Below are 9,512 nucleotides of genomic sequence, written 5' to 3' on the forward strand. Positions count from 1 at the left end.
GTGCCGACCCGTGCTCACGTGCGGGTCAGAGCGGGCTTGAGATGGCCTTCACCACCGCCCCCAAGGGCGGCGCACCGGCCAAGATCAAAGGTAGAGGGAGTCGTCGTCGATGCCGTCGACGGAGTCCATGAGGCCGCGGGCCGCGCGCAGCGCGGTGTCGGCGTAGCAGTCGTCGCCGAAGTGCCGCCACGCCTCCAGGAGTACGGGGACGATCCCGGCTGTACCGCTGTAGAGCGTCGGGTTGGTCTCGTCGTCCGAGGGCCTGGTCGTCCAGGCAAGACCTCCGTCGGCCGTTTCCCGCGCGGCCGCGGTCAGCCACCGCAGCCCGTCCACGGCCAGCCCCTCGACCTCGTCGACCGCCACGACCGCGGATTCCGGTGCCGTCATGGGTCCACTCTTGCATGATGCGGGAGACTCTGAGCGAGGGATCGGTCGAGGCTGGACGAATCCGAGAGCGAGAACGAAGTGGTGGTCAGTCCTCCGCCTCTGTTGCCGAGTGCTTGCCCAAGAACTGCCTCGCTGCCTCGACCGCGTCCCGGTTGAGTCTCTCCAGGGAGACTCCCCGGCTCTCCTGCCAGTCGTCCAGGTTGTGAGCGCAGTGGCCAAGCGGTTCCAGCGCTTCGGGGTAGCCGAGGTCGTAGGCGATGTCTGACCAGATGAGGTGGGTGCCGGTGGCCGGATCCAGGGATTCGTCGGCGATCTGGCCGGCGATCCAACAGGTCGCCGCCCACTTCGCGGCCCGGGGGTCGGCAGGCGGGTGGAAGAGCGGTCCCCACTCGTCCAGCACCTGGTCGAAGAGCTCTGGCGCTTCGGGCTCTTCGCTCCGGAGGAGGCCGGCCAGCATGGCGAGGGAGGGGCTTTCGACCCCGGCAACCAGGGCGTCGAGCCCTGCCTGGATGAGCAGGTGAGACCCGACATGCCTGCCGAACGCCCTCTCGCGTGCGAGGTGGCTGAGCTGCTTGAGGGCGTCGTCGGGGGTCATCACAGTCTTCTCGGTGGGGGATCCGGGAGGCAAAGGCTCGCACGTCCGCCGATGCTGCTGCCATCGAGTTCCCCTGGTCGGTGATCAGGACATGAGGACGCGCCTGCGGAGCAGTTGGATGCCTGCGCGGCCGAACATCTCTCGTTCGAGCATCTTGATGGCGGCTGCTGCTGCGGCCTCGACGGGTCCGACGGCCCCACCATGGTGCGAGGCGTGCTGCCTGCCCATGGCACCGGGACAACCCTTTGGGATCACCCTGCCGCACACATGCGGCAGCGACACGATCAGGTCGCGGTGGGCTGGACCGGACGCTTGCCGGCGTCGGGCGCATTCCGTGAACCGGTGCTGGTTAAGCTCCCCGCCATGGCTAACGACCTCGGCTTCACATGTTCATGCTGCGGGCAGTACCACTCGGAGCTTCCGATGGGTTACTCCACCATGGCTCCTGACGTATGGGACCAGCGCTTCGCGGACGATCCCGACAGCATGCTCTCTCCCGACCAGTGCGTCGTCCAAGGCCGCCACTTCTTCATCAAGGGCCTGATCGAGATACCTGTGATCGGCAGGGACGACTCCTTCTCCTGGGGCGTCTGGGTCTCCTTGAGCCGTGACAATTTCGCCCGAGCCCTCGACATGTGGAACACCCCCGGTCGCGAAGCGGAGAAACCGTACTTCGGCTGGCTGACCACCGAGTTGAGCCTGTACTCGCCCAGCACCCTCGACCTGAAGACGAACGCCCATACCCGACCGATCGGCCGGCGCCCCTTCATCGAGCTGGAACCCACCGACCACCCCCTCGCCGTCGAACAGCGCACCGGCATCACCCAGGACCGCGTGCGCGAGATCGCGGAGGCCGTCCTCCACTCCGACAGGGACGACCTCTGATTCCGACGCGACACGGCATGCTCGACGGACCGGACACGGCCAGGCCGCGGCGCGGGCACTGGTGGCCGCGCGCCCGGGCGGTGACCGCCCCGCCGGCATCAGGCTCACCGACCTCGTCGACCGCGTCCTCCCCTCAGTCGCGCCAGGCGCCTGTCCGCACTCCACGCCGGCCGCGCTCGAAGCCCTCGCCACCCCCGGCCCCGCCGCATTCACGCCCACCCAACTCCCCGGACGGTGTGCTGTGCCTGTCAGCGTCTGTGGCGGTGCTGTCGGCGGCCGAGGAGGAACAGGCCGCCGCCCGTGGTCAGGACGGCAGCGGCAGCGGCACCGAGCATGGTGGTCTGTTGGGTGCGCCCGTCGGTGCCGGTCTGCGCCTGCTGTGGCTCGGGCCCGGCAGCAGCCGCTCCCTGAAGGATCAGATTGGCGACGGCGTCGGGCTGGGCGATGAGGGAGACATGGCAGGTATCGATCTCCACAGTGTGGGAGTGGGCGCGTTTGGCCTGGAAGCGTTCCTGCTCGGGGTTGATGGTCATGTCCTGCCGGCCCACGAGGGCCCAGGACGGGATGTCCTTCCACGCGGCGACCTTGGCCTTCTCGGAGAACGCGGTCGTGGCGGCCGGGCGCTGGGTGACTGCCAGCCGGTTGGCCTGGCTCTCCGGCAGGCAGGCGGCGAACACGGGGTGCACCTTGTCTCGCTTGAGGTAGAGGTCCGTGCCGCTCGTGTCCCCGGTCTGGTAGGGCACGGAGTTGGTGGCGGTGGCGAGGGCACTGGGGAACCGGGCGGCCAGTGACATACCGCTTTCGCCGACGTCGGGCATCAGCGCGGATACGTACACCAGGGACTTCACCTGCGGATTGCCAGCAGCAGCTGTGCTGATGACCGCTCCGCCGTAGGAGTGGCCGGCGAGGACGATGGGACCTTTGATCGACTTCAGCACCGAGGCGATGTACGTCGAGTCGCTGTACAGCCCGCGCAGCGGGTTGGCCGGGGCCATGACCTTGTACCCGCGGCGCTCCAGCCGTTCGATCACCCCGTTCCAGCTGGAGCCGTCTGCGAATGCGCCGTGTACCAGGACGATCGTCGGCGCCGCGCCGTTTCCCGCGCTGCTGTCTGCCGGCGCCGGGGCTGTGGCCCCCGTGCACAAGGTGGCGACCGCGGCTCCTGCCGTAGCGACGCGGAGGCGTTTGGCACGGCGCAATGAGCCGGATATCGCAGAGCCCGTCATACCGTTCTCGCTTTCCGTCGGGTCTTACGATTCACAGCCTCGGCGCATCGACGGGTGCGGGCCCGGCGGCGTCGCCCAGCCGGGTGAGGGACCTGCGGCATTGGAGTGAGGCCAGGTTTCTTCCCTGGTTGGGACGGGCATGATCTCTGTCCGGTCGTGATGTGCATGTACGAGCGTCTCGTACGGCTGATCGGTAGCGCAGCGCGTGGCCGGACCCCGTTCATTCAACGCCGACAAGCACCGCTCGTTCAAGCGGCGGATGCTGTGGATGGCGGCCCGTCCGATCGCCGTCCTGGCAGGATGGCGGCATGGAACGTGTGCTTGGAATCGGTGGATACTTCCTGCGGGCAGCCGACCCCGCGGCCCTGAGCGCCTGGTATCGCGATTGCCTGGGCCTGGACGCCGATGAGAACGGTCTGTGGCGTCAGGCAGCCGGGCCGACGGTGTTCGCGACGTTCGAGTCCGAGACCGATTACTTCGGGTCCCGCGCCCAGCAGACCATGCTCAACTTCCGGGTCCGCGACCTGGATGCGATGCTCGCGCAACTGCGCGCCAAGGGAGCGGACGTGGCTGAAGAGACGCAGGACATGGAGGGTGTCGGTCGATTCGGCTGGGTCACGGATCCCGAGGGCAATCGGGTCGAGCTGTGGCAGCCGGCCTGACTCCCAGCCGGGCAGGAGGCGACGGCTGAGGGCTGCTCCGTCCCGGACGCGCGCAGCGTTTCCTACACTCACCGGATGAACAACTACACGTGCACCCAGTGCGGCACCGTCGGTCTGATGGAAGGTTTCATAGAGGACGCCGGCGAGCACTCGCGTGGCTACGCGCGCTGGATCGAAGGCGCGTTGGAGCGGGGGATTTTCGGGGGTGCCAAGCGGATGGGCCGGCCCCGGCGGCAGATCGAGGCGTTCCGCTGCTCCAAGTGCGGGCACTTGGAGCTGTTCGCGACCGGTGAGGTGTAGTCAGCCCTCGCTGTGCCTGGATGACCCGAGCCGCTGAGCTGCTGCTGTTCCCACAGGTGCCGAGTCGAGGACGCATCCGGCCCAGCACGGGTGTTCAGAGCGGGGTCCCGGTGTGCGGGGCAACCCTCCAGCAGGTGAAAACAAGGAGCGCAGGAGCCACTGGCAGCCAACGGCTGTTCGAGGGGTCTTCACGGGCAGGCACCTGAAGGCAGCGACGACGCACCTCTAGTCTCCTAACGCCTGATCAGAAAGGACCTGATCAGTGGAGAACCTCCCCGCACACCGCTCACACAGGAGGCCCACCGTGTCCTTGCTGTCCCGCATCAAGCGCTCGCGCCGGGCGCTCTCCCTCGTCGTCGCCCTCCCCGCCTCCCTGGTCGGGACATGGGCCGCCGCTCCGGCTGCGCAGGCCGCCGCTCTGCCCACCCCCGACCACGTGATCGTCGTGGTGTTCGAGAACCACTCCTACGAACAGGTCACCGGCGGTACGAGTGCCCCGTACCTCAACAACACGCTGAAGGCGGGTGGCGCCAACCTCACCAACTCGTTCGCCATCACCCACCCCAGCCAGCCGAACTACCTCGACCTGTTCTCCGGCAACAACCAGGGCGTCACCAACGACAACTGCTACACCCCACAGTTCAGCAGCGCGGCGAACCTCGGCTCCGAGCTCATCGCCGCCGGCAAGACCTGGGGCAGCTACAACGAGGGCCTGCCTTCCGCGGGCTCCACCGTGTGCACCAACTCGGCCACCAAGTACGCCCGGAAGCACAACCCGTGGTTCGCCTTCAAGAACGTCCCGCTGAACACGGCGCACACCTTCACGCAGTTCCCGACGGACTACACCACCTTGCCCAAGGTCTCGTTCGTCATCCCGAACCTGTGCAACGACATGCACGACTGCTCCATCACGACGGGCGACAACTGGCTGAAGAACAATCTCGGCGCCTACGCCACCTGGGCCAAGACGCACAACAGCATCCTGGCCGTCACCTTCGACGAAGACGACAGCTCGCACAGCAACCACATCGCGACCGTGCTCTACGGCGCGCACGTCGCGCCGGGCAGTTCCACCTCGACGCGCTACAACCACTACAACACGCTGCGCACCCTCGAGGACCTGGCCGGGCTGACCACTCACGCCGGAGCCGCGGCCAACGCCTCCGACATCACGGGCGTCTGGAACTGACCGCGGGGCAGGCTCCCTGCACAGCCGGCCCGCGGCGGTGACACCGCACCAGGACCGCCGCCTCGCAGGAGGCGGCGGTCCTGCCCATCCACCGCGCGGCCGCCGGCACGCACGACCTGGCGGACGTCACCCCCCGCCCGGCTCACCGAGCACCTCACGGGCTGGCGGGGCGCCTACGCGACGGCGGCGCCACCGCCTGCGGCCTGCGCGCCTACATCCTGCCCGCCGAACACCGCACCGGCGCACGCTGCCTCGATCAGGCCCTCGGGCTGGTCGTCCGGGACACGGTCGTCTCCTGGCATGGAGGTTGGGTGGGAGGTGCCGCGTCCCAGATGGCAGGATCAGTGAGGTGTCCGTCATGAGCAAGCTGCAGATCAAGCCCGGTCAGAGTGTCGCGGTACTGGGCAAGCCCGACGACGTCCAGCTGGACGTGGAGGCCGGGGCTGACGCGGCTTCTGCCGATGCCGTGCTCGTCTTCGTGACCACCTCGGGTGATCTTCTCGGGGCCGATGCGCAGGCGGCGCTCGCCGCCGCGCGGCGCGATGCCCTCGCGTGGGTGGCCTACCCGAAGGGCGGGAAGCTCGGAACGGATCTGAACCGGGACAGGTTGGCCGCCGCGCTGTCCGAGCGGGGCGTGCGGCCGGTGCGGCAGATCGCCATCGACGACACGTGGTCGGCGCTCCGGTTCCGGCCTGGCGACTGACTGCCGTATCAAGGCGCGCTGGAGGTGCGCCTCATGACCAGGGGATGCCGGGTCACTGCAGGGTGAAGCTGTCCGCGAGTGAGTCCATCTGTGCCGTGAGCAAGGTGCCTCCGTCGTGGCCCATGCCCCGGAACTGCCCGGAGACTTCCAGGCTCACGGCGCCGTGCAGCTGGGTCCAGGCCAGCACGGCTCCCGCCAGGGCGGTCCCTTCACTGCCGCTGCTGACGTGTCCGCGGGCCCATTCGGCCACCGCGGTGTCCTCATGGGCCCACGTCGTCATCTGGTCCACGAGTGGCTGTACTGCGGGGGTGGGGCCCGCCGCCTCGAAGCAGGCCAGGAACGGTCCCAGCACCGCCCGTGCGCTGTCCAGGGTGTCGGGCGGGGCCGTGTAGCCCGGCACCGGAGTGCCTTCTATCAGCAGATAGCGATGAGGGTGCGCGATGGCCCAGAGGCGCACGGCTGTCGCGAGAGTCCGCAGGCGCGTCCGCCGAGCCGCATCCGCGGGCAGCCCGTCCGCAGCGGCCGCGACCGCGGCTCCGAGGTCGGTGTAGGCATCGCGGATGAGGTCGCTCAGCAGCGCGTCACGGCTGTCGAAGTAGCGGTACAGGGCGGGGCCGGACAGGCCGACCTCCTTGGCGATCCGGGTCAGCGCCACGGACGCCGTACCGCCCTCCGCGAGCTGCTTGAGCGCGATCTCCTTGATCTCCGCGCGTGTCTGCTCCCGGTAGCGGGCCCTCGGGCTGAGCGAAGCGGCGGCCATGAGCGACTCCTTCCGTGATCTCGTGACACACCTTAACGCCGGCCCTGACCTTCCACTGTTGCTATGACTTCTAGCAAAAGTTACAGTCTCTAACTGTTCCGAGTGTGGATAACTGAAGGAGCCAGTCATGTCCGCTGCCCCCACCTCCCGTGCCCTCCACGCCGTCCTCGGCTCCGGGCCTGCCGGCACCGCCCTCGCCCGCGAGCTGGTCCGCCGTGGCCACGCCGTGCGCCTTGTGGACCGCACCGCCGGCGGTGCGGCGCTCGACGGCGTCGAGCGATACGCCGCCGACGTCAGCACCGCGGACGGCGCGCGGCAGGCCGTAGCCGGAGCCGCCGTCGTCTACCACTGCGTCAACGTCGCCTATCACCTCCAGGTCGAGGTGATGCCCCGCATCCAGCAGGCCGTCCTCGGTGCCGTCGCGAACACGGGCGCGCGCCTGGTCGTGCTCGACACCCTCTACCCCTACGGCGAGACGGGCGGAGCTGCGATGACGGAGGACACGCCGTGGAAGGCCACCAGCCGCAAGGGCCGTATGCGGGCCGAGCTCGACGAGCGGTACCTGGCCGCGCACCGCGAGGGCCGGGCCCGGATCGTCCTCGGCCGTTCCGCCGACTTCGTGGGCCCCGGGGTGCTCAACTCCACGCTGGGAGCGGCCGTCTTCCCCGGTGCGTTGACCGGGGGAGAAGTCCTGGGCCTGGGCGACATGGACCTGCCGCACAGCTACACGTACATCGGCGACGTCGCCGCCGGCCTCGCGACTCTGGGTGAACGTCCGCAGGGCGACGGCCGGGTGTGGCACCTGCCCACCGCGCCGGCGGTCAGCACACGCGAGATACACACCATGATCGAGGAGCGGGTGGCCCGGTCACTGAACGTCGTGGTCCTCGAAGAGCCCCGTCCCTTCGGCCCGTTCGACGAGCAGTTCATGGCCGAGTACGCCGAGATGTTCTACCAGCACACGGAACCGCAGATCATGGACTCCTCCACCTATGAGCGCACCTTCGGCGCCACCCCCACCTCGCTGGGGCATGCGCTGGACGTCACGCTGGACTGGTACCGCGGGTGGATGGTGAACCACTGACAGCCGCCCGCCGGGCCGACAGCCGGTGACGGCCGCAAGCCGTCAGGCACGGCGGCCGGGTCGTCCCGGAATACACGGCACATGTCCCTTACTGTGACGTTCGGTTGTGTACGTCCGTGTGCGGGATGGGGTTGAGACCGTGGCGTCCGCGGAGCCGAACGACGGCGGTGGGCCCCCGCCCTCTCGTCCGTCGGTCCCCGAGCCCAAGCGGCACTTCTGGGTACCGCTCCTCGCCGTGTGCGCCGGGTATTTCATGGTCATCCTGGACGTGACGGTCATCAACGTCGCCGTGCCCGTGATCGGCCGGGACCTGGCGACCTCGCTCACCGGCATCCAGTGGATCACCGACGGCTACACCCTGGTCTTCGCCGGCTTCCTGCTGACCGGCGGCGCCCTGGGCGACCGGCTCGGCAACCGGCGGGTCTTCTGCTGGGGCGTGGCCGTGTTCACCGTCTCCTCGGCCGCGTGCGCCCTCGCGCCGGACGCCCCGTTCCTGGTCACCGCCCGACTGCTGGAGGGGCTCGGCGCGGCGCTGATCGTGCCCGGTTCCCTGGCCCTGCTCCAGCAGGCCTACCCGCAACCGGCGGAACGCTCGCGGGCCTTCGGGCTGTGGGGTTCCATGGCAGGCATCGCGGCGTCGGCCGGGCCGCTGCTGGGCGGCCTGCTCGTGTCGACGGTGGGGTGGCGCTGGGTCTTTCTCATCAACCTTCCCGTCGGTGCGGCCTGCCTGCTGCTGAGCCTGCGGCACGTGGCGCCTTCACCCCGGCGTGCCGACCGGCCCCTGGACTGGCCGGCGCAGTGCGCGGTCGTGGCGACGGTGGCGCTGCTGACCGCGGCGCTCAACGAGGCCGGACGGCGCGGCTGGACGGACCCGGCCGTCCTCGCCGGGGTGGGCCTGGCCGGGGCGGCCGCCGCGGCCTTCCTGGTACGTGAGCGGCTGGCCCGGTCACCCGTTCTGCCCCTGCGCCTGCTGCGCTCACGGGCGCTGAGCGGGGGAGCCGTCATGGGACTGCTGTTCAACTTCGGCTTCTACGGCATGGTGTTCACCGCGAGCCTGGAGTTCCAGCACCAGCGCGGATACACCGCCCTCGGCACGGGGCTGGCGTTGTTCCCGGCGGTGGCGATGACCATGTTCGCCTCCGTGCTGTCCGGGCGGTTGTCCCGCCGTACCGGTGACCGTCCCCTGGTCGTCGCCGGCATGCTCCTGGCCGCCCTGGGGCTTGCGGGTTGGGCCGCGGCGGGTGCCGAACCCGCCTACCCGCTGCTGGTGGCCCCGATGATGGCCGCGGGATTCGGTACGTCCTTCGCCCTCACCGGCTCCACCGCGACCGTGATGGGCGCCGCGCCTGCCTCCTACTCGGGTGCCGCCTCCGCCCTCTTCAACACCGCCCGCCAGATCGGCAGCGCCACCGGCGTGGCGCTCGGGGGCAGCCTGCTCGCCACGGCCACCCACTACACCACCGGACTGCGCATCAGCATGACCGTGGGCGCGCTCGCCTACCTGACGGCAGCGGTTCTCGCATGGCTGTGCGTGCCGACGAAGAGCCGAGGGAGGTAGCGGGGTGGTGTGGGCGTGGCGTGGACGAGGGACTTGAGGTACGGGAGGCCCTTGTCGGTCTCCGTCGGGTTCACCGGGTTCCTCCGAGGATGCCCCGGCCTTCAGGCCGGGGAGGAATCGGACTCCTGCGGAGCAGGGCAGGGATAGCCGGATCGCTGTCAGG

12 protein-coding genes are annotated in these 9,512 nt (G+C 69.4%); 7 read left to right on the top strand and 5 right to left on the bottom strand.

What is annotated here, in order from left to right:
• Nucleotides 1-84: 84 nt before the first annotated feature.
• Together ACIBJF_RS49665 and ACIBJF_RS49670 are read right to left on the bottom strand one after the other, a co-directional pair.
• Nucleotides 85-387: a hypothetical protein gene (locus ACIBJF_RS49665; protein WP_399184491.1), complete on the bottom strand. Its 303-nt coding sequence runs from the start codon at nt 385-387 to the stop codon at nt 85-87.
• Between the two features lie 85 nt (nt 388-472).
• Complete coding sequence (locus ACIBJF_RS49670; protein WP_399184492.1) at nt 473-982, bottom strand: hypothetical protein; 510 nt, start codon at nt 980-982, stop codon at nt 473-475.
• Between the two features lie 423 nt (nt 983-1,405).
• On the opposite strand from ACIBJF_RS49670, the gene ACIBJF_RS49675 reads away from it, so the two are divergent.
• Nucleotides 1,406-1,867, top strand: a complete 462-nt coding sequence (locus ACIBJF_RS49675) for a DUF2199 domain-containing protein (RefSeq protein WP_399184493.1) — start codon at nt 1,406-1,408, stop codon at nt 1,865-1,867.
• 248 nt (nt 1,868-2,115) lie between these two features.
• Here the strand turns inward: ACIBJF_RS49675 and ACIBJF_RS49680 are convergent, their stop codons facing one another.
• A complete protein-coding gene (locus ACIBJF_RS49680; RefSeq protein ID WP_399184494.1) occupies nt 2,116-3,093 on the bottom strand; it encodes an alpha/beta fold hydrolase in 978 nt (325 codons plus the stop codon).
• A gap of 308 nt (nt 3,094-3,401) precedes the next feature.
• Here ACIBJF_RS49680 and ACIBJF_RS49685 point away from each other — a divergent pair, with 308 nt between their 5' ends.
• From ACIBJF_RS49685 to ACIBJF_RS49695, 3 genes are all read left to right on the top strand, one after another.
• Nucleotides 3,402-3,755: a VOC family protein gene (locus tag ACIBJF_RS49685; protein WP_399184495.1), complete on the top strand. Its 354-nt coding sequence runs from the start codon at nt 3,402-3,404 to the stop codon at nt 3,753-3,755.
• A gap of 75 nt (nt 3,756-3,830) precedes the next feature.
• On the top strand, nt 3,831-4,055 hold the full coding sequence (locus ACIBJF_RS49690; RefSeq protein WP_399184496.1) for a hypothetical protein: 225 nt from the start codon (nt 3,831-3,833) through the stop codon (nt 4,053-4,055).
• Between the two features lie 304 nt (nt 4,056-4,359).
• Nucleotides 4,360-5,244 carry an alkaline phosphatase family protein gene (locus ACIBJF_RS49695; RefSeq protein ID WP_399184497.1) on the top strand — a complete coding sequence of 295 codons (885 nt, stop codon included), beginning with the start codon at nt 4,360-4,362 and terminating at the stop codon, nt 5,242-5,244.
• Between the two features lie 173 nt (nt 5,245-5,417).
• Here ACIBJF_RS49695 and ACIBJF_RS49700 read toward each other — a convergent pair whose 3' ends face one another.
• Complete coding sequence (locus ACIBJF_RS49700; RefSeq protein WP_399184498.1) at nt 5,418-5,546, bottom strand: hypothetical protein; 129 nt, start codon at nt 5,544-5,546, stop codon at nt 5,418-5,420.
• A gap of 56 nt (nt 5,547-5,602) precedes the next feature.
• On the opposite strand from ACIBJF_RS49700, the gene ACIBJF_RS49705 reads away from it, so the two are divergent.
• Nucleotides 5,603-5,947, top strand: coding sequence for a hypothetical protein (locus ACIBJF_RS49705; RefSeq protein WP_399184499.1), 345 nt, complete (start codon nt 5,603-5,605; stop codon nt 5,945-5,947).
• 52 nt (nt 5,948-5,999) lie between these two features.
• On the opposite strand, the gene ACIBJF_RS49710 is transcribed toward ACIBJF_RS49705, so the two are convergent.
• Complete coding sequence (locus ACIBJF_RS49710; RefSeq protein ID WP_399184500.1) at nt 6,000-6,707, bottom strand: TetR/AcrR family transcriptional regulator; 708 nt, start codon at nt 6,705-6,707, stop codon at nt 6,000-6,002.
• Between the two features lie 127 nt (nt 6,708-6,834).
• Here ACIBJF_RS49710 and ACIBJF_RS49715 point away from each other — a divergent pair, with 127 nt between their 5' ends.
• Both ACIBJF_RS49715 and ACIBJF_RS49720 read left to right on the top strand, forming a co-directional pair.
• Nucleotides 6,835-7,791, top strand: a complete 957-nt coding sequence (locus tag ACIBJF_RS49715) for an NAD-dependent epimerase/dehydratase family protein (protein ID WP_399184501.1) — start codon at nt 6,835-6,837, stop codon at nt 7,789-7,791.
• Between the two features lie 139 nt (nt 7,792-7,930).
• The gene (locus ACIBJF_RS49720) at nt 7,931-9,349 is read left to right on the top strand and encodes an MFS transporter (RefSeq protein WP_399184502.1); all 1,419 of its coding nucleotides are present in this window, start codon (nt 7,931-7,933) and stop codon (nt 9,347-9,349) included.
• The last annotated feature ends 163 nt before the right edge of the window (nt 9,350-9,512 follow it).

The organism is Streptomyces sp. NPDC050743 (assembly GCF_044456925.1).
GTDB lineage: Bacteria > Actinomycetota > Actinomycetes > Streptomycetales > Streptomycetaceae > Streptomyces.